Origin of the sequence: Burkholderia sp. Ac-20344 (assembly GCF_017104975.1) — a bacterium.
Taxonomy (GTDB): Bacteria; Pseudomonadota; Gammaproteobacteria; order Burkholderiales; family Burkholderiaceae; genus Burkholderia.
This window is the reverse complement of sequence record NZ_JAAGPP010000024.1, coordinates 49,675-67,975: the sequence shown is the minus strand read 5'-3', so window position 1 is coordinate 67,975 and position 18,301 is coordinate 49,675. Positions and strand designations below refer to the sequence as shown.

Annotated in this window: 16 protein-coding genes; 10 read left to right on the top strand and 6 right to left on the bottom strand. The window is 66.9% G+C overall.

Translation table 11 applies throughout. The features are described 5' to 3' along the window. Positions 1-152: 152 nt before the first annotated feature. The 4 genes from G3N64_RS11020 (at position 153) to G3N64_RS11005 (ending at position 6,484) form a co-directional block, all read left to right on the top strand. Positions 153-1,574 (top strand): amino acid permease, encoded by a 1,422-nt coding sequence (locus G3N64_RS11020; protein ID WP_205783979.1) that lies wholly within the window; start codon positions 153-155, stop codon positions 1,572-1,574. Between the two features lie 224 nt (positions 1,575-1,798). Next, on the top strand, positions 1,799-4,735 hold the full coding sequence (locus G3N64_RS11015) for a molybdopterin oxidoreductase family protein (protein WP_205783972.1): 2,937 nt from the start codon (positions 1,799-1,801) through the stop codon (positions 4,733-4,735). A 16-nt stretch (positions 4,736-4,751) separates the two neighbouring features. Beyond that, on the top strand, positions 4,752-5,498 hold the full coding sequence (locus tag G3N64_RS11010) for a 4Fe-4S dicluster domain-containing protein (protein WP_205783965.1): 747 nt from the start codon (positions 4,752-4,754) through the stop codon (positions 5,496-5,498). A gap of 38 nt (positions 5,499-5,536) precedes the next feature. Beyond that, entirely contained in the window at positions 5,537-6,484 is a 948-nt protein-coding gene (locus G3N64_RS11005) for a DmsC/YnfH family molybdoenzyme membrane anchor subunit (protein ID WP_205783963.1), read from the top strand. Positions 6,485-6,516: 32 nt separating this feature from the next. On the opposite strand, the gene G3N64_RS11000 is transcribed toward G3N64_RS11005, so the two are convergent. Continuing rightward, positions 6,517-7,269, bottom strand: a complete 753-nt coding sequence (locus G3N64_RS11000; protein ID WP_205783956.1) for an IclR family transcriptional regulator — start codon at positions 7,267-7,269, stop codon at positions 6,517-6,519. Positions 7,270-7,456: 187 nt separating this feature from the next. Here G3N64_RS11000 and G3N64_RS10995 point away from each other — a divergent pair, with 187 nt between their 5' ends. Together G3N64_RS10995 and G3N64_RS10990 are read left to right on the top strand one after the other, a co-directional pair. Further along, positions 7,457-8,446 (top strand): AAA family ATPase, encoded by a 990-nt coding sequence (locus tag G3N64_RS10995; protein ID WP_205783954.1) that lies wholly within the window; start codon positions 7,457-7,459, stop codon positions 8,444-8,446. After that, entirely contained in the window at positions 8,443-10,164 is a 1,722-nt protein-coding gene (locus G3N64_RS10990) for a cobalt chelatase (RefSeq protein ID WP_205783948.1), read from the top strand. Before G3N64_RS10995 ends, G3N64_RS10990 begins: the two co-directional genes overlap by 4 nt. Positions 10,165-10,259: 95 nt before the next feature. Here G3N64_RS10990 and G3N64_RS10985 read toward each other — a convergent pair whose 3' ends face one another. From G3N64_RS10985 to G3N64_RS10970, 4 genes are all read right to left on the bottom strand, one after another. Next, positions 10,260-11,027: a sulfite exporter TauE/SafE family protein gene (locus G3N64_RS10985; RefSeq protein ID WP_205783946.1), complete on the bottom strand. Its 768-nt coding sequence runs from the start codon at positions 11,025-11,027 to the stop codon at positions 10,260-10,262. After that, on the bottom strand, positions 11,024-12,058 hold the full coding sequence (gene pta / locus G3N64_RS10980; protein ID WP_205783944.1) for a phosphate acetyltransferase: 1,035 nt from the start codon (positions 12,056-12,058) through the stop codon (positions 11,024-11,026). Before pta ends, G3N64_RS10985 begins: the two co-directional genes overlap by 4 nt. Positions 12,059-12,185: 127 nt before the next feature. Beyond that, the gene (xsc, locus tag G3N64_RS10975) at positions 12,186-14,003 is read right to left on the bottom strand and encodes a sulfoacetaldehyde acetyltransferase (protein ID WP_205783942.1); all 1,818 of its coding nucleotides are present in this window, start codon (positions 14,001-14,003) and stop codon (positions 12,186-12,188) included. A gap of 169 nt (positions 14,004-14,172) precedes the next feature. Beyond that, positions 14,173-14,571 carry a nuclear transport factor 2 family protein gene (locus tag G3N64_RS10970; protein ID WP_205783940.1) on the bottom strand — a complete coding sequence of 133 codons (399 nt, stop codon included), beginning with the start codon at positions 14,569-14,571 and terminating at the stop codon, positions 14,173-14,175. A gap of 518 nt (positions 14,572-15,089) precedes the next feature. Between G3N64_RS10970 and G3N64_RS10965 the strand changes: the two genes are divergently transcribed. From G3N64_RS10965 to G3N64_RS10950, 4 genes are read left to right on the top strand one after another with little or no spacing between them, the layout of a single operon-like run. Then, positions 15,090-15,440: a PAAR domain-containing protein gene (locus G3N64_RS10965; protein WP_205783938.1), complete on the top strand. Its 351-nt coding sequence runs from the start codon at positions 15,090-15,092 to the stop codon at positions 15,438-15,440. Next, a complete protein-coding gene (locus tag G3N64_RS10960; protein WP_205783936.1) occupies positions 15,430-15,615 on the top strand; it encodes a hypothetical protein in 186 nt (61 codons plus the stop codon). The genes G3N64_RS10965 and G3N64_RS10960 overlap by 11 nt, the downstream gene beginning before the upstream one ends. 4 nt (positions 15,616-15,619) lie before the next feature. Next, a complete protein-coding gene (locus tag G3N64_RS10955) occupies positions 15,620-16,267 on the top strand; it encodes a M35 family metallo-endopeptidase (RefSeq protein ID WP_205783934.1) in 648 nt (215 codons plus the stop codon). Beyond that, a complete protein-coding gene (locus tag G3N64_RS10950; RefSeq protein WP_205783932.1) occupies positions 16,257-16,709 on the top strand; it encodes a hypothetical protein in 453 nt (150 codons plus the stop codon). The genes G3N64_RS10955 and G3N64_RS10950 overlap by 11 nt, the downstream gene beginning before the upstream one ends. 48 nt (positions 16,710-16,757) lie before the next feature. Here G3N64_RS10950 and G3N64_RS10945 read toward each other — a convergent pair whose 3' ends face one another. Next, complete coding sequence (locus G3N64_RS10945) at positions 16,758-18,281, bottom strand: PLP-dependent aminotransferase family protein (protein ID WP_205783930.1); 1,524 nt, start codon at positions 18,279-18,281, stop codon at positions 16,758-16,760. Between the last annotated feature and the right edge of the window lie 20 nt (positions 18,282-18,301).

Here is an 18,301-nt window from a genome sequence, read left to right as displayed (position 1 = left end):
CAACCCGCGCCGGGCTGTCCAACACGATAAAAGCAACAGAATTCCGTGCGGCCGGGGCTGCAGGCGCCCCTGCGCGCGCCGTCGCCGGCGGCGCCCGCGCTCACCCGACGGTGGCGTGCGGGCGGCGCCGGACAACTGGATATGGAGAAGACATGCAACCCTCGAATCAGAGTGACCTGAAGTGTGGACTCAAGCAGCGCCACATGACGATGATCGCGCTTGGCGGCGTGATCGGTGCCGGGCTGTTCGTCGGCAGCGGCGTGGTGATTCAGCAGACCGGGCCGGCCGCGATCCTGTCGTTCCTGATCACGGGCGGCCTGGTCGTGCTCGTGATGCGGATGCTCGGCGAGATGGCATGCGCGATGCCGGCCGTCGGCTCGTTCTATGAATACGCGCGGCTCGCGTTCGGCAACTGGCGCGGCCCCGGCAAGATGGCGGGCTTCCTGACCGGCTGGATGTACTGGTATTTCTGGGTGATCGTCGTCGCGCTCGAAGCGGTCGCCGGCGCCAAGCTGATCCAGTTCTGGCTGCCCGATACGCCAGCGTGGATCATCAGTCTCGCGCTGCTGGTCGTGCTGACGCTCACGAACCTGATCTCGGTCGGCAGCTACGGCGAGTTCGAGTTCTGGTTTTCGTCGATCAAGGTCGGCGCGATCATCGTGTTCCTGTTCCTCGGCGGCCTCTACGTGCTCGGCCTGTGGCCCGCGTCGATGCACACGACGGCCGTGCTGCCGACGCTGCTCGGCCACGGCGGCTTCATGCCGCTCGGCATCGGGCCGGTGATGAGTGGGGCGGTCGCGGCGACCGGTTTCTACTTCGGCGCCGAAATCGTCACGATCGCGGCGGCCGAAGCGAAGGAGCCGGCCAAGGCCGTTGCGAAGGCAACCAATTCGGTGATCACACGCGTGCTGGTGTTCTACGTCGGCTCGGTGGCGCTCGTCGTCGCGCTGGTGCCGTGGAATTCGCATCAGATGGCCACGCCGTACGTGAGCGCACTCGAAGTGATGGGCCTGCCGGCCGCCGCCAACGTGATGAACGCGATCGTGCTGACGGCCGTGCTGTCCGCGCTCAACTCGGGCCTCTATGCGGCGTCGCGGATGCTGTTCGCGCTGACCCGCCACGGCGACGCGCCGGCCGCGCTCGCGAAGGTCAACAAGCGCGGCGTGCCGGTGCGCGCGATCCTGCTCGGCACGGTGTTCGGCTACGTGTCGGTCGTGATGTCGTACGTGTCGCCCGACACCGTGTTCGCGTTCCTCGTCAATTCGTACGGCACCGTCGCGCTGTTCGTGTACGTGCTGATCGCGTTCTCGCAACTGCGCCTGCGCAAGCGTCTCGACCCGGTGGCCGCCGGCAAGCTGCGCGTCAAGATGTGGGCGTATCCGTACCTGACCTGGGTCGCGATCGCCGGCATGGTTGGCATCCTCGTCGCGATGGCGTTCATCCCGGACCAGCGCAAGCCGCTGTGGCTCGGTGTCGCCAGCCTCGGCGTGCTGGTCGTCGCCTACGGGCTGACGCGCCGCAGCCGCCGCGAGCATCTCGACGACAGCGAACTGCTCGCCTATCCGCCGCGGTAATGCGCGGTAATGCATGACGACGAAGGCCCGGCCCGCAAGCCGGGCCTTCGCGCATGCGGCTGCCGGCCCGATCCGATGGATTGTTGACGCAACTATCGGGCCGACCAATAGCACCCATCAGAGGATGCGACTTTGTGTCGGCCGCGTGCCGGCATAGCATGGATGAACCGATTCACGGGTGCGCCCCGACAGGGCGCGCCCTCATCCGCGAACGAGGACAGACGATGGAACATCGGGCACGCGAGCGCGACGAGCAAGCCGAGATCAAGACGACGACGTGCTACATGTGCGCATGCCGCTGCGGCATCCGCGTGCACCTGCGCGAAGGCGAGGTGCGCTATATCGACGGCAATCCCGCACATCCGCTGAACCAGGGCGTCATCTGCGCGAAAGGTTCGTCGGGCATCATGAAGCAGTATTCGCCCGCGCGGCTCACGCAGCCGCTGATGCGCAAGCCGGGCGCCGAGCGCGGCGACGCGCAATTCGAGCCGGTGTCGTGGGACGTCGCATTCGACGTGCTCGAAAAGCGCCTCGCGCACCTGCGCGCCACCGACCCGAAGCGTTTCGCGCTGTTCACGGGCCGCGACCAGATGCAGGCGCTCACCGGCCTGTTCGCGAAACAGTTCGGTACGCCGAACTATGCGGCGCATGGCGGATTCTGCTCGGCGAACATGGCGGCCGGGATGATCTACACGATCGGCGGCTCGTTCTGGGAATTCGGCGGGCCCGATCTCGACCACGCGAAGCTGTTCTTCATGATCGGCACCGCGGAAGACCACCATTCGAATCCGCTGAAGATCGCGCTCGGCAAGTTCAAGCGTGCAGGCGGCCGCTTCATCGCGATCAATCCGGTGCGCACCGGCTACGCGGCGATTGCCGACGAATGGATTCCGATTCGCCCCGGCACCGACGGCGCGCTGTTCATGGCGTTGATGCACGAGCTGATCGCGCGGGATGCGTTCGATCTTGAATTCGTGTCGCGCTTCACGAACGCGGCCGAGCTGATCGACCAGCGCGACGGTGCCGACACGTTCGGGCTGTTCGTGCGCGACGCCGGCGCGCCGGAGGTCAATGCGCTGTATCCGCAGAACCGGATGTGGTGGGACACGAAGACGAACCGCGCGGTGCTGCATCACACGGAAGGCGCGGAGCCAGCACTCGACGGCCGCTATGTGCTCGACGACGGCACGCCCGTCGCGCCGTCGTTCACGCTGCTGCGCGAGCAGGTGGCCGATTGCACGCCCGAATGGGCGGCCGACATCACCGGTATCGCGGCCGACACGATCCGCCGCCTCGCCCGCGAGATGGAGACGGTTGCGCGCGAGCACGCGATCGAGCTGCCGGTGCGCTGGACCGACTCGTGGGGCAAGGCGCACGAATCGGTGAAGGGCGTGCCGATCGCGTTCCATGCGATGCGCGGGCTCGCCGCGCATTCGAACGGCTTCCAGACGATCCGTGCGCTTGCGGTGCTGATGTCGCTGCTCGGCACGATCGACCGGCCGGGCGGCTTCCGGCACAAGACGCCGTATCCGCGCGCGGTGCCGCCGTCGGCGAAACCGCCGAACGACCCGGCGCAGATCAGGCCGAACACGCCGCTCGCCACCGGCCCGCTCGGCTGGCCGGCGGGCCCCGAAGACCTGTTCGTCCATCCGGACGGCACACCTGCGCGGCTCGACAAGGCGTTCTCGTGGGAGTACCCGCTCGCAGTGCACGGGCTGATGCATTCGGTGATCACCAATGCGTGGCGCGGCGATCCCTATCCGATCGACACGCTGCTGATCTTCATGGCCAACATGGCGTGGAATTCGTCGATGAACACGACGGAAGTGCGCAAGATGCTGGTCGACAAGCGCGAGGACGGCCAATACCGGATCCCGTTCCTCGTCGTGTGCGATGCGTTCGCGTCGGAGATGACGGCGTTCGCCGACCTGATCCTGCCCGACACGACCTACCTCGAACGGCACGACGTGATGTCGGTGCTCGACCGGCCGATCTCCGAATTCGACGGGCCGGTCGACTCGGTGCGCGTGCCCGTCGTGCCGCCGACCGGCGAATGCAAGCCGTTCCAGGAAGTGCTGATCGAGCTCGCGAGCCGGCTGAAGTTTCCGGCCTTCACGACGGCGGACGGGCAGCGCAAGTACCGCGACTATCCGGATTTCGTCGTCAACTTCCAGACCGCGCCCGATTCGGGCACCGGCTTCCTGATCGGCTGGCGCGGCAAGGACGGCGACAAGGCCGTCGTCGGCGAGCCGAACCCCGACCAGTGGAAGCGCTACGCCGAGAACAACTGCGTGTACCACCACCGGTTGCCGGAGCCGCTGCAGTACATGCGCAACTGCAACGGCCCGTACATGCAGTGGGCGGTCGACAACGGGATGCGCAAGTTCGGCGTGCCGATCGTGATCCAGCTCTATTCCGACGTGATGCAGAAATTCCGGCTTGCCGCGCAGGGGCGCACGTCGGGCCGCCAGCCGCCCGATCATCTGCGCGAGCGCATCGCACGCTATTTCGATCCGCTGCCGTTCTGGCATCGCTCGCTCGAAAGCGGGCTGACCGATGCGAGCCGTTATCCGCTCGCGGCGATTACGCAGCGGCCGATGGCGATGTACCACTCGTGGGATTCGCAGAACGCGTGGCTGCGGCAGATCCACGGCGAGAACCACCTGTTCGTGAACCCCGTGACGGCCGCCGCGCAGCAGATCGGCGACGGCGCGTGGATCTACGTCGAATCGCCGTGGGGCAAGGTGCGTTGCCGCGCGCGCTACAGCGAGGCGGTCGAGCCCGGTACCGTCTGGACGTGGAATGCGATCGGCAAGGCGGCCGGCGCGTGGAACCTCGGGCCGCAGGCGGGCGAGTCGCAGCGCGGCTTCCTGTTGAACCACGTGATTACCGACGAGCTGCCGGATGCGGCCCGCACGGGGGCACGCATGTCAAACTCCGATCCGGTCACGGGGCAGGCCGGCTGGTACGACGTGCAGGTGCGGATCTATCCGGCCGAAGCCGATGCCGCCACGACCTTGCCGCAGTTCGCGCCGATGCCGGCGCTGCCGGGCACGCCGCGCGTGCTGCAGCGTGTGCAGGCGTATTTCGCGGGAACCGGCGCATTCGCCGCGCGGCTGCGGCGCGCGACGTCGGCCGGCCCGAAGTCTGAAGATCGCTGATCGAAGGAGCACAACCATGACCCAGATGGCCCTCGTCATCGACCTGAACGTGTGCGTCGGCTGCCATGCCTGCGTGACGAGCTGCAAGGAATGGAATACGTCGGGCGAAGCCGGCAGTCTCGCCGATCTGCGCCCGTACGACGACGATCCGTCCGGCACGTTCTTCAACCGCGTGCAGACCTACGAAGCGGGCGTGTTCCCGATGACCGACACGATCCACTTCCCGAAATCGTGCCTGCACTGCGAGGATCCGCCGTGCGTGCCGGTGTGCCCGACCGGCGCGAGCTACAAGCGCAAGTCGGATGGGATCGTGCTGGTCGACTACGACAAGTGCATCGGCTGCAAGTACTGCGCGTGGGCGTGCCCGTACGGCGCACGCGAGCTCGACGAAGGCCGCAAGGAGATGACGAAGTGCACGCTGTGCGCGGACCGCATCGACAACCCGGCACTGCCCGAACGCGACCGGAAACCTGCGTGCGTGCTCGCGTGCCCGACGTCGGCGCGGCTGTTCGGCGACGTGCACGATCCCGAGTCCGACGTGTCGCGCGCGATCCGCGAGCGCGGCGGCTATGCGCTGATGCCCGAATGGGGCACGCGACCGTCGAACCACTACCTGCCGCGCGTGAAGACCGAGGCGTCGTGCGGTTGCGGGAGTAGCGGCGGGTGCGACAGCGCGTCGAACGGCAGTGACGAGGACGCGTCGTTCGACGCTCGCGCGGCGCGCGGCGATATCAATCTCGTGTCGCTCGCGACGCAGCGCTGAGCTGCCGTGCATTTCAATCAGGATCTAACGGAGTTTCCATGCGCCCAGCCTTTTCGGTCGTTTTCCTCACCACGCTGTGCGGCGCCGCACAGGGCCTGCTGCTGACGCTCGTGATCGTCGAGGCACTTGCGCGCGCGGCAGGCGTCGATATCGCTGCGTCGTTCTACGTGACGGGTGCCGCGCTGTCGGTCGCGCTCGGCGCGCTCGGCCTGCTGGCGTCGTTCTTCCATCTCGGCCACCCCGAACGCGCATGGCGCGCGATCGCGATGTGGCGCACGTCGTGGCTGTCACGCGAATGCATTGCGCTGCCGGTGTTTCTCGCATGCGCGTTCGCGTATGGTGCGGCGCACCTGTTCGGCTGGCCCGGCACGTTGCTGATCGGCGCGGTGGGCGCGCTCGCGAGCGCCGCGCTGTTCGTGTGTACCGCGATGATCTACGCGTGCCTGCGCTTCCTGCAGGAATGGGCGAGCCCGCTGACGCTCGTGAACTTCGTGCTGCTCGGCTGCGCGTCGGGCTGCACGCTGGCGACGGCTTGCGCCGCGTGGCTCGCGCCGGCGCTGGTCGGCCGGCTCGCCGTGGCCGCGTGTGTGCTGACGCTCGCGGGCTGCGTGGCACGGCTCGCGTCGCTCGCACGCAATGCACGGTTGCGGCCGAAGTCGACCGTGCAGAGCGCAACAGGGATTCACGACGCGAAGGTCGAACAGAAGTCGCGCGGCTTCACGGCCAGTGCGTTCAATACGCGGGAGTTCTTTCACGGGCAGGGCAACGGCACGCTGCGCACGGTGAAGGCCGGCTTCCTGCTCGGCGCATTCGCAGTGCCGTTCGTGCTGACCGGCGCGGGCGCGCTCGCGCCGACGTCGGTCGCGGCGGCCGTCGCGCTCGGCGCGGCGTTCGTGATCCAGTATGCGGGGCTGGTCGCGGAACGCTGGTTCTTCTTCGCGGATGCGCGGCATCCGCAGAACATCTACTACCAGCGCGCGTCATGACGGCGCGTAGCCGTCTCCGCGCCGCGCCGGAACTAGAACGTTTCCGTGAGTGCGCGTGCTGCTTCCTGCAGGCGCGGCACGTGGTCGAGCAGCCGCGACAGCGGCGCGCGCGACACCGGCGCATGCACGGCGACCGCGGCGATGCACGCGCCGTCGTCGCCGACGATCGGTGCCGCGATGCACACGATGCCCGCGACGAATTCCTCGTTGTCGATCGCCAGGCCCTTGTGCGCGGTGCGATCGAGTTCGGCTTCGAGCAGCTCGGGATCCGAGATCGTGTTCGGGGTGTAGCGCGGCAGCGCCAGCGCGCGCACCAGCGCGGCGCGTTCGTCGCGCGGCAGCAGCGCGAGCAGCAGCTTGCCGCTGGCGCTGCAATGCGCGGGTACGCGCGAGCCGGGTTTCAGGTCGAGCCGCAGCGGCCAGTCGGCCTCGACGCGGTCGAGATAGACGACTTCCGTATCGTGCAGCGCGGTCAGGTTGCAGGTTTCGCCGAGATCGGCGACGAGCCGTTCGAGGATCGCATGACGCAGCCGGCGCGCGCCCGCATGCAGCATCACGCCGGTGCCGAGCCGCGCGAGGCGCGGGCCGATCGCGTATGCGTTCTTGCGCCCCGGCTCGCGGATCACGAGGCCGCCGGCTTCGAGCGACGCGAGCATCCGGTGCAGCGACGCCTTCGGGATATCGACGTCGCGCGCGAGATCGGCGAGCGACACGGCATCGCCGGCCTGGACGAGATGTTCGAGCAGCGCGAAGGCGCGCAGCGTGGGCGTATCCGCGGGCAGCATGGCAGGCGTTCCGGAAACTGGACTGCGGCCATTGTACCGAACGGCCCGGCAGGCCGGCCGCGCGGGGCGGCGGGCGCAGCAATCCGGCATGCATTTTCGGCAACGGAACGAATCGTTCCGTAAGCACGACTGGAGCGGGCGCGACGATCGACGCCTGCGCAATACGTAACGACAGGAGCGCAACGCAATGGATGGGGTGGCGAACAAGCCGGACTGCACGGTGTCGGTCCGCGAGCGGTTCGGGTTCGATTCGGACCTGATGGTGCCCGCGTTCAGTACGCGCGACGACCACGTGCCCGATATCGACGACGCATACCGTTTCAACCCGGACGTCACGCTCGCGATCCTCGCCGGCTTCGCGCGCAACCGCCGCGTGCTCGTGCAGGGGATGCACGGCACCGGCAAGTCGACGCATATCGAACAGGTTGCGGCGCGGCTGAACTGGCCGTGCGTGCGCGTGAACCTCGACGGCCATATCAGCCGGCTCGATCTGGTCGGCAAGGATGCGATCGTCGTGCGCGACGACGTGCAGGTGACCGAATTCCAGGAAGGGATCGTGCCGTGGGCGCTGCAGCGCCCGGTCGCGCTGGTCTTCGACGAATACGATGCGGGCCGGCCCGACGTGATGTTCGTGATCCAGCGGATTCTCGAACGCGACGGCAAGTTCACGCTGCTCGACCAGAACCGCGTGATTCATCCGCATCCGTCGTTCCGGCTGTTCGCGACCGCGAACACGGTCGGGCTCGGCAACCTGAACGGGCTCTATCACGGCACGCAGATGCTCAACCATGCGCAGATGGACCGCTGGAACGTGGTCGCGACGCTCGACTACCTGCCGCGCGACGAGGAGATCGGCATCGTGCGTGCGCGCGTGCCGGAACTCGCGAGCGAAGCCGGCCGCCCGCTGCTCGAATCGATGGTGAGCCTCGCGGAGCTGACGCGCAACGGCTTCGCGACCGGTGACCTGTCGACGCTGATGTCGCCGCGCACGGTGATCGACTGGGCCGAGAACTGCCAGATCTTCCGCGATCCGGCGCTCGCGTTCCGGCTCACGTTCCTGAACAAGTGCGACGACGCCGAGCGGCCGGTCGTCGCCGAGTATTACCAGCGCTGTTTCGGCGAGGAACTGGCGGTCGCATCGCGTGCCGGCGGCGGCGAGCCGGGAGCGGGGCGGTGAGCGCCGATCGCGACGCCGCGCGTCGTGTATCGGCGCGCGAAGCGCTGGGCGCGTCGACCGTGCGCGCACTGACGCGCGACGCGACGCTGCATTACCGTGCGGGCCGCGTGTGCCGCGACCTGCGGCCGCTGCCGATCCATGCGCCGCACCTGCGCGCGCAGGCTGCCGACGACGATCTCGCGTCGTGGCGCGGCGCGGCCGACGGCGCGGCACTGCGCATCCTGCAATCGGATGCGGACCTGCATCGCGCGCTGTCCGGCGACGATCCGGTCGAACGCGTGCTGTTCGAAATGCTCGAGCAACTGCGCTGCGAATCCCTGGCGCCGCCCGCGATGCGCGGCGTCGTGCAGAACCTGCGCCATCGGTTCGAAACCTGGTCGCGCGCGTTTCACCGGTCGGGGCAGGCCGATACGCATGTGGGGATTCTTGTTTACACGGTCGCGCAGATCGCATGGTCGCGGCTGACGGGCTGGCCGGTGCTGGAGGAGACGGAAGACCTGATCGAAGCGTCGCGCGCGGCGATCGTGCCCGAGATCGGCGTGCAGCTCGCGGCGCTCAAGCGGTGCCGGCACGATCAGCGCGAATATGCGGAACACGCACTGGCGCTCGCGAAGCGCATTGCATCGATGATCCGCGATGCGCGCGCGGCCGTCGTGGAAACGGTGACCGAAGACGCACGCGAGCAGGACGACGCACTGACGAATTTCTCGCTGTGGGTCGATTTCGACGAGACGGGCATCGACCTGCCGGCGCTCGTCGAGACGGGCGACAGCGTCGTGCTGCATGGCGGCGACGCCGTCTATCGAGCATATACGACGCGCTACGACCGCGAACTCCGGCCGGCCGCGCAGATCCGCGCGGCGCTGCTGCGCGAGTATCGCGACCGGCTCGACGGTCAGGTCGCCGCGCAGCGGATCAACGTCACGCGGCTCGCGCGTGTGCTGCGCGCGGCGCTCGTCGTGCCGCAGGCCGACGGCTGGTCGTTCGGCGAGGAGCACGGCCGCCTCGACGGCCGCCGGCTCGCGCAGCTCGTCAGCTCGCCGGCCGAACGGCGGTTGTTCCGGCTCGAACGCGTGCGGCCGCATGCCGACTGCGCGCTTTCGTTCCTGATCGACTGCTCGGGGTCGATGAAGACGTGGATCGACGGTGTTGCGCTGATGTTCGATACGCTGGCCCGCGCGGGCGATGCCGCCGGTCTCGCAACCGAAGTGCTCGGCTTCACGACGCTCGCATGGAACGGCGGCCGTGCGCGGCAGGACTGGCTCGCGCGCGGCAAGCCGCGCCATCCGGGCAGGCTCAACGAAACCGGCCATCTGGTGTTCAAGGACGCGGACACGCGCTGGCGGCATGCGCGCACGGGCATGGCGGCGTTGTTCAAGGCCGACCTGTTCCGCGAAGGCGTCGACGGCGAAGCGGTCGAATGGGCGTGCGTGCGGCTCGCGGCGCGGCCGGAGGCGCGCAAGATCGTCGTCGTGATCTCGGACGGCAGCCCGATGGATGGCGCGACGGCGCTGGCGAACGATCCGTTCTACCTCGACAACCACCTGAAGCAGGTGGTCGCGCGCGAGGAGGCGGCCGGCCGCGTCGAAGTCCTCGGGCTCGGCGTCGGGCTCGATCTCGGCCCGTACTATCGTCATCGGCTCGCGATCGACCTCGCGTCGGCGCCGGACATGAAGCGGCTCGTCGAAATCGCGTGCTGGATCGGCGCGCGGCGGTGAAGCGGGCGATGGCATTCGATCCCGAAGTGGCGACGTGTACGCATCGCGGCCGAATGCCAGGCGTAAGGTGGTCAGATGCGCCGCACCGCGCGGCATCACGCGCCGCGCAGCAGCGGCGGCAGCGACGTCGCGATCAGCCCGATGCCGATCGCCATCAGTACGCCGAACGCGAGCCGGCGCAGCGCGACCGGCGACAGCGGCGGCGGATAGTGGCGCGCAGCCACTGTCGTCAGCATCACGACCGGCGTCGCGAGCGCGGCCAGCAGCAGGATGTCCCGATCGAGCTGCCCTTCGCATGCGCTGTACAGCACGCGCGTGGCCGAGGTCGTCGTGAACAGCACGATCAGCGCGCAGCGGATCTGCACGAGCGTCAGCGGCTGCCGGTAGAACTGGAAGATCAGCGGCGGCCCCGACACGCCGAACATCCCGCTCAGCAAGCCGCCGAACAGGCCGCTGACGAAGAAGCTGCGGTTGTCCGAGCGTTCGGTGAGGGGCGTCGGCCGCAGCGCGGCGCTCAGGCCGCCGTACAGCACGACCGCGCCGAGGATCAGTTGCAGCAGGTCGGCCGCCGAGCGGCTCAGGCATTCGAGCAGCAGCACGCCCGCGACGACCGACGGCAGGATGCCGAGCGTCGCCGCGCCGACCGCGCGCCAGTCGATGTGATGCAGCCGGCCCGGCAGCGCGGTCGCGCCGTTCGCGAGCGACACGACGCTCATCAGCGTCGCGACGGTCGCGAGGGGCGCGAGCCCGAAGCCGCTCGTCGCGCCCATCACGATCATCCCGAGCCCGAAGCCGGTGACGGTCTGGAAATAGCTGCCGGCGCCGATCGCCGCGATCAGGATCGCCAGTTTGTCGGCCGTCATGCGTGCGCGGCCTCGCCGGTCGCGGCGCGCTGCGCGGCCGCCTGCGCCTGCACGGTGGTCGCCGCGATCACGTGATACACGTCGTCGGCGCTGCAGCCGCGCGACAGGTCGTTCGCGGGCCGGCGCAGCCCCTGCAACAGCGGGCCGACGGCCTTCGCGCGGCCGATCCGCTCGGCGAGCTTGTAACCGATGTTGCCGGCTTCGAGGCTCGGGAACACGAGCACGTTCGCGTGGCCGCCCACCTGCGAATGCGCGATCTTGCGCTCGGCGATTTCCGCGACGATCGCCGCGTCGAGCTGCACGTCGCCGTCGATCGCGAGGGCGGGGCGCCGTTCGCGCACCTGCGCGGTCGCGGCCGTCACCTTGTCGACCGCCGCATGATGCGCGCTGCCGCTCGTCGAGAACGACAGCATCGCGACGCGCGGCTCCTCGCCGAGCAGCGCGTGTGCGCTGTCGGCGGCGGCCATCGCGATCTCGGCGAGCTGGCTGGCATCGGGATCGACGACGAGCGCGCAGTCGGAGAAGATCAGCCCGCCCTTGATCGTGTGGAACGGCTCGCACAGCATCATCAGGAAGAAGCTCGACACGATCCGGAACGCCGGATCGACGCCGATCAGCTGGATCGCCGCGCGCACGACGTCGGCCGTCGCATGCACGGCGCCCGCGACCGAGCCGTCCGCATCGCCGAGCCGCACCATCAGGTTCGCGTGGCAGAGCGGGTCGAGCACCGCATCGCGCGCGGCATCGGCCGTCATGCCTTTGCTGTTGCGCAGCGCATGCAGCGTGTCGGCATAGGCATCGCGTTGCGCGGCGGTGGCCGGATCGACGAGCGTCATGCCGTCGAGATCGATCGCGTCGCGCGCGGCCGCCGCGTGGATCGCCGCACGGTTGCCGACGAGCACGATGCGGGCGATGCCGTCGCGCGTCGCCCGCTCGGCGGCCTGCAGCACGCGCGGATCGTCGGCTTCGCACAGCGCGATGCGCATCGGCTGGCGGCGCGCGGATTCGAGAATGCGGTCGAGGGCTTTCATCGTTCGCTCGGGTCAGGAAGGAAAAACGGCCGGATGCGGCGGCCCGCACGGGGCACGGCGTCCGGCCGGAGGGCCGGCCGCGCGAGCGGGGCGCGCGACCGGCAACGGGTGCGTCAGCGACGCGGCATCACACGTAGTCCTTGTACTTGTCGAGCATGCGAACCGGCTTCGACAGCGCATCGCGACGGAACGGATCGCCGAGTTCGCGCGTGCACATGATCTCGATGATCGTGGTCTTGCCTTCGTTCATCTGCATGTCGATTGCACGCTTGAGCGCCGGGCCCACCTCTTCGAGGCGGTCGACCGTAATCCCTTCGGCGCCCATCGCACGCGCGATCGCCGCGAAGCTCTGGTTGTCGAGTTCGCCCGCGACGAAGCGGCGGTTGTAGAAGTCGACCTGGTTCTTCTTCTCCGCGCCCCACTGGCGGTTGTGGAACACGACGGCCGTCACCGGGATGTTGTGGCGCACGCAGGTCATCGTTTCCATCAGGCTCATGCCCCACGCGCCGTCGCCCGCATACGACACGGCCGGGCGGTGTGGCGCGGCGACTTTCGCGCCGATGATCGTCGGGAACGCATAGCCGCAGTTGCCCCAGCTCATCGCCGCGAAGAAGCTGCGCGGCTTGTTGAAGCGCAGGTAGCTGTTCGCGACCGAGTTGATGTTGCCGATGTCGGTCGACACCATCACGTCCTCGGGCATCGCCTTCTCGAGCTCGCGCAGCACCTGGCGCGGATGCAGGTACTGCCCGCCGCTGAACCGCTTCTCGTGCTTCTGCTCCTCGATCATGTCGAGGCTGTACGCGTCGCGCTCGTGCGTCCAGTCGTCGAGTTCCTTTTCCCACGCGGCCTTCTCGGTCGCGATCTGGTCGGCGCGATCGCCGCGCGAGCCGTCGCACGCGAGCGTGCGGCCTTCGAGGCGTTGCGCGAGCGCGATCGCCGCGGCCTTCGCGTCGCCGCAGATGCCGACCGAGATCTTCTTCACGAGGCCGAGCATCTTGTGGTCCGCGTCGATCTGGATGATCTTCGCGTCCTTCGGCCAGTAGTCCATCCCGTGCTGCGGCAGCGTGCCGAACGGCCCGAGGCGCGAGCCGAGCGCGATCACGACGTCCGCGCGCGACAGCAGTTTCATCGCCGCCTTCGAGCCCTGGTAGCCGAGCGGGCCGCACCACAGCGGATGGTTCGCCGGGAACGAGTCGTTGTGCAGGTAGCTGTTGACGACCGGTGCGCCGAGCCGTTCGGCGAGCGCCTTGCATTCCTCGATCGCGTCGGCCATCACGACGCCGCCGCCCGAGATGATCACCGGGAATTTCGCCTGCGCGATCAGGGCGGCTGCGTCGTCCAGGCTCTGTTCGCCGCCGGCGCCGCGATCGAGGCGGCGCGGTTGCGGAATCTCGACCTTGACCTTGCCGTAGAAGTAGTCGCGCGGGATGTTCAGCTGCGTCGGGCCCATCTCGGCCTGCGCGCGGTCGAAGCAGCGCGCGGTGAATTCGGCCATCCGCGCCGGGTGCGTGACGTGGCCCTGGTACTTCGTGAATTCCTGGAACATCGGCAACTGGTTCGCTTCCTGGAAGCCGCCGAGACCGATCCCCATCGTGCCGGCTTCCGGCGTGACGATCACGACCGGGCTGTGTGCCCAGTACGCGGCTGCGATCGCCGTCACGCAGTTGCTGATGCCGGGGCCGTTCTGGCCGATCACGACGCCGTGGCGGCCCGACACGCGCGCATAGCCGTCGGCCATGTGGCCCGCGCCCTGTTCGTGCACGACCGGGATCAGGCGGATGCCGGCCGGCGCGAAGATGTCCATCGCATCCATGAACGCGGAGCCCATGATGCCGAACATGTCGGTCACGCCGTTGGCCGCGAGGGTTTCGACGAAGGCTTCGGACGGCGTCATGTCCTGCGGACCGCCGGCCGATGCACGCAGGGAAGTGGATTGTTCGCTCATGGGTTGTCTCCGATTGTTCAATTAACGGAACGTCTTGTTCCGGATGCTATTGGCTGGGGAAGGCCGGTCAAGTCATTCCGCCCGCTGCCGGGGAATGTGGAATGAAATGAAATGATTCGTTTCAAAATGGGCGTCGGGCACGGTGGCCCGGGTGGCGCACGAGGCGCGCTCAGGCCGGCTGCTTCGGCCGTTCCTTGCGGAAGGCGCGCTTGACGGCGATCAGTCCGTCGCGGAATTCGAACAGGTCGCAGCCTTCGGCCTCGATGCGCCAGCCTTCGGCGTGCGTGCCCGTGAACACCCATTCGGAGACGCCGCGCTCGCCCGCGACGGTGTGGCGGCCACGGCCCCAGTGCGCGTCGGGGAAGGTCTTGAACACCGCTTCGAACGCGGCGCGTACCGCGTCGCGGCCGACGAAGCGCGCGCCGTGGATGTCGGGGCCGCCGGCCGCGTCGAATACGCAGTCCTCGGTCATGAAGCCCATCAACGCATTGGCGTCGTGCCGGTTGAAGGCGTCGGAAAACGCCGCGAGCGTGGCGGCCGTGACGGGGGCGGTGAGCGTGTCTGCCATAACGTGTCTCCTGTCGAATGGTGGGCGGTGCGCAAGGCGCTGGCGCGCATGCGGCACGCGGTATCGACACGTTAGTGAGCGCTCGTTTTTGGCGGTAGCGCCAGTCGGGGGGATTCGCTTGGGCCAGAGCCAGGGGGTGTTTGCAGGGCGGCAGAGGATGGTCTGCGTCACATTTTTTGATTATTTCCCTGCTTATCAAAGTATGCGGAGGTGCCGAGGTGATTTTCAATGGGAGAGGTTTTTTTATGTGAAAAGTAAGAATTATTTTTTTAGATTAAAGGGGAGGGGCGAAGTTGTTCGAAATTGATCGAATGAAATCGAAATAATCCGAAATTCAATGAGTCGCTTGGCCGACTGGCAGCTTGAGTATCTGCTGGCCCGCGCGCGGTTTCTTCGCTCAATGTTTCGTTGGGTCTGCATGACCATTGCCCGATTCAGTTGACGTAAAGCGCTGCCGACCAAGTCGCGAGCGCAGACGTGCGATCGGCTTTTTACCAACTTCATTCGAGGAATCGACTATGTCGCGACGAGCAGTCAGAAACGGTGACCCGACGACTACGGGAGGCTTCGTCATCGCAACGACAGCAACGATGTTTAGCGAAGGGAAGCATGTCGCCCTGAGCGGAGACGAGGCAACATGCGGCAATTGCGATGGGTTGTTCAAAATCGTTGGAAGCGCTGCGCGCATGACGTGGAACGGACGCAGTGTTGTTCTCGAAGGCGATTCGGTACTTTGTCCGTGCGGAATGAACATGGTCCTTGCGGGCAGCGATTGCACGATCTTTTACGACGATCCGGGCCTGCTCGACCGGAGTCGACGCACGCTCGTCGAGTGCCTTCACGCAAGGCGTCGCGCCGATGATTCATGACGACCAGTTCGTCATCAGGGACAAGCGGACGAAGCAACCATTGAGTAACGTTCAATATTGGATCAAGGATCGATCCGGCAACGTGCTTGCATCCGGCGTGAGCGACGCGCAGGGATGTACCTTGCGTGTCAGCACAAAAGCAGCGCAAACGCTGAAGCTTGTCATCGGAGATTAAGAAGATGGCAGATCAAATCACTGTGGCCGAGACAACGACAAACACCATCGAGGGATCGCAACGATTCGCGGACGTTGACATGCGGCCGATCTGCGAGAACATGACGAACTCCGAGTTTCGGATAATGTTCGCCAAGGCACAGGTGCTTGCCGTGAGTCGACTGGAGGCACGCGTTGCCTCCCTGAAAGGGTGGTCGCAGTACGAGAAAGATCGTGTATTCAAGTGGTTCGGTCGCGACGACGATTCAACCCGCATGCGGCTTCTTACCGGGTTGGCGAAGGTGCTGAATGTCGTACGCGCGTTCAACGAACACAACGTCGTTCGTACCGGCAGCGCTGCCGATCTGGCGACGGGATGTACACCACATCCGCTTGGAACCGATCAGGAAGCCGCACATGTCTGCGCACCGGACACCGCAACGCACACGTTCTCGATCAGTGCCGAGTTTTGTACGATGCGCCCGTGGACTGCGTATGCCGATTCGCAAGTATCGATCATCATTCACGAGGCAAGTCATTTCCTGGACACCATGGCCGCAACCGACGAGAAGTACTACATCACGCCGTTCCTCTCAGTATGGGGGCGATCACATCCGGATTTGGCGATCAACAATGCCGAAAGCATCGCGGGGTACGTCGTAGATGGCGACTAACTACCTGATTGCTGTCGTGCTCGCGTTGATCCTTGCGCAGACAGCGCTTGCGTGCGAAGGGCAACAAAGCCTTCCCGGCCAATACATCGACATTCGCTTTGAACGTGATTCAAGTGAGATTCCCAGGACTGAACTGGCACGGTTGTCAGCATGGTCGAGCGATTTACGCAATCGCTTTCCGATTCTCGATGTAGTCTGGCTTGTAGGGCTCTCAGAATCGACGGAAAAGAACGCGCAGCAGTTGGCGTACCGACGAGCTGAAAACGTCATGAACGCGCTTGATCAGTTCACGATCAAAGGCAGGCGGAGCACATTTATCGGTCGAATCTACCAGCCGGTTCCCGAGATTGATCAAAGCGGACGGCGCGTGGAGGTCAATGTGGGTCCGGGATGCCCGGACCATTGTTGCTCAACCCTGAGCCCCACACCTGCCGGGCATTGACGTTACATGCCACCCTGACAAGGCCCGCGACGTCGCGGGCCTCTCTCATTAATCGGGCTTCTGCGCCCGCACACACTGCGCGAGCGCCTGCACACCCGGCTCGATCCGCTCGAGCGGGATCGCGGAAAACCCCATCCGGAAGCAGCGTCGCGCGTCGCCTTCATCGTTCATGAAGAACACGCTGCCCGGCTCGATCAGGATGCCGGATTCCTGTGCATCGGCGGCGAGGCGCGTCGCATCGAGCCACGGCGGCCCCTCGACCCAGCACGACGCGCCGCCCGTCACCGGCACGTACCGCGCTTCCGGCAGATGCGCATCGAGCGCGGCCATCAGCGCCTGCGAGCGCTCGCTGTAAGCATGCGCGAGCCGGCGCAGCAACGCGTCGTGATGGCCGAGCGCGAGAAAGGTCGCGAACGCGCGCTGGATATACGCGACCGGGTGGCGCACCATCAGCCGCCGCAGCGCACGCAACTCGCGGATCAGCTCGCGCGGCCCGACCACGTAGCCGAGCCGCAGCCCCGGCGCGAACGTCTTCGACAGACTGCCGACGTAGATCACGCGGTCGGCCGTGTCGAGGCTCTTCAACGCCGGATGCGGCGTGCCGGAGAACGTGTTTTCGCTCTCGTAGTCGTCCTCGATGATCACGAAGTCATGCTGCCGCGCGCAATCGAGCAGCGCGCGGCGGCGTTCGACCGGCATCGTCGCGGTGGTCGGGCACTGGTGGCTCGGCGTCACGTACACGTAGTCGCAGCGCGACAGCGTATCGCCGAGCGCATCGGGCGCGATCCCGTGGCCGTCGACAGGTAGCGGCAGCAGCCGTGCGTTGCGGTTCTCGAAGATGTTGCGCGCGTCCGGATAGCCGGGGTTCTCGAAACCGACCGTCGTGTGCTTGCCGCACAGCAGGTCCGCGATCAGGTACAGCGCCTGCTGGCAGCCATTCGTGACGACGATCTCGTCGGGCATCGCGAACACGCCGCGCCGCGGCAGCACACGCGTGCGGATCTGCTGGATCAGCGATTCGTCGTCGCGTTCGATCAGGTCGGGCGCCCAGTTGCGGATCTCCATCACCGACAGCGCCTTCAGGCAGCATTCGCGCCAGTCGTTGGTCGGAAACAGCGACTGGTCGAATTGCCCGTAGATGAACGGAAATTCGTAGTGCTGCCAGTTCGCGGGCTTCACGATATTGCGCTGCCTCGACGGCGGATGCGCGATGCGCTTCTCCCAGGCGGGGCGGCCCGGCGTATCGGCGCTGCCGCCGGGCTGCGCATCGGGCTTGGTGGCCGCGAAGCCGGGCAGGCCCTCCAGCATCTTCGGGTTCACGAAGTGCCCGCTGCGTTCGCGCGAGATCAGGTAACCCTCCTCGACGAGCATCTGGTACGCGAGCACGACGGTGTTGCGCGCGACGCCGAGCTGGTCGGCGAGCTCGCGGCTCGACGGCAGCGCGGCATCGGGTGCGAGCTGGCCGTCGAGGATCGCGGCCACGAGCATCCGCCGGATCTGATCCTGCAGGCTCGACGCCGACGACCGCCGGAACTGCTGGGCCCATAAGGCGGTCGGGGTACGACTCGGCATGCTTCCTCCTGTGATCGGTA

Bases quoted from the DNA above. Each gene is read 5' to 3' on its own strand.
- G3N64_RS11015 (WP_205783972.1), top strand. From the start codon at position 1,799: ATGGAACATCGGGCACGCGAGCGCGACGAGCAAGCCGAGATCAAGACG.
- G3N64_RS10995 (WP_205783954.1), top strand. From the start codon at position 7,457: ATGGATGGGGTGGCGAACAAGCCGGACTGCACGGTGTCGGTCCGCGAG.
- G3N64_RS10960 (WP_205783936.1), top strand. From the start codon at position 15,430: ATGATTCATGACGACCAGTTCGTCATCAGGGACAAGCGGACGAAGCAA.
- G3N64_RS10970 (WP_205783940.1), bottom strand. From the start codon at position 14,571: ATGGCAGACACGCTCACCGCCCCCGTCACGGCCGCCACGCTCGCGGCG.
- G3N64_RS11000 (WP_205783956.1), bottom strand. From the start codon at position 7,269: ATGCTGCCCGCGGATACGCCCACGCTGCGCGCCTTCGCGCTGCTCGAA.
- G3N64_RS10965 (WP_205783938.1), top strand. From the start codon at position 15,090: ATGTCGCGACGAGCAGTCAGAAACGGTGACCCGACGACTACGGGAGGC.
- G3N64_RS10985 (WP_205783946.1), bottom strand. From the start codon at position 11,027: ATGACGGCCGACAAACTGGCGATCCTGATCGCGGCGATCGGCGCCGGC.
- G3N64_RS10945 (WP_205783930.1), bottom strand. From the start codon at position 18,281: ATGCCGAGTCGTACCCCGACCGCCTTATGGGCCCAGCAGTTCCGGCGG.
- G3N64_RS10955 (WP_205783934.1), top strand. From the start codon at position 15,620: ATGGCAGATCAAATCACTGTGGCCGAGACAACGACAAACACCATCGAG.
- xsc (WP_205783942.1), bottom strand. From the start codon at position 14,003: ATGAGCGAACAATCCACTTCCCTGCGTGCATCGGCCGGCGGTCCGCAG.
- pta (WP_205783944.1), bottom strand. From the start codon at position 12,058: ATGAAAGCCCTCGACCGCATTCTCGAATCCGCGCGCCGCCAGCCGATG.
- G3N64_RS11020 (WP_205783979.1), top strand. From the start codon at position 153: ATGCAACCCTCGAATCAGAGTGACCTGAAGTGTGGACTCAAGCAGCGC.
- G3N64_RS11005 (WP_205783963.1), top strand. From the start codon at position 5,537: ATGCGCCCAGCCTTTTCGGTCGTTTTCCTCACCACGCTGTGCGGCGCC.
- G3N64_RS11010 (WP_205783965.1), top strand. From the start codon at position 4,752: ATGACCCAGATGGCCCTCGTCATCGACCTGAACGTGTGCGTCGGCTGC.
- G3N64_RS10950 (WP_205783932.1), top strand. From the start codon at position 16,257: ATGGCGACTAACTACCTGATTGCTGTCGTGCTCGCGTTGATCCTTGCG.